Source organism: Sulfitobacter sp. HI0027 (genome assembly GCF_001634775.1).
Lineage (GTDB): Bacteria > Pseudomonadota > Alphaproteobacteria > Rhodobacterales > Rhodobacteraceae > Sulfitobacter.
Genome location: NZ_LWER01000330.1, coordinates 1 through 211, shown reverse-complemented (window position 1 = coordinate 211; position 211 = coordinate 1). Strand labels below are relative to the sequence as shown.

The 211-nt window shown below is 59.7% G+C and carries 1 protein-coding gene; it reads left to right on the top strand.

Annotated features, from left to right (window positions below):
• Nucleotides 1-211 (top strand): sugar phosphate nucleotidyltransferase (locus A3722_RS16235; RefSeq protein WP_269084702.1); only part of this gene is annotated, 211 nt, incomplete at both ends.

Genomic DNA, 211 nt, shown 5'->3' with positions numbered 1-211 from the left:
CGCAGGCGGCTCTGGCACGAGGCTTTACCCGATCACGCTTGGCGTGTCGAAGCAGCTGCTCCCTGTTTATGACAAGCCGATGATCTATTACCCCTTGTCGGTCCTGATGCTGGCCGGGATCCGGGAGATCGCAATGATCACCACGCCGCAGGACTTGGAGCAGTTCAAACGCGCGCTCGGCGATGGCAGCCAATGGGGAATTGAGCTGACT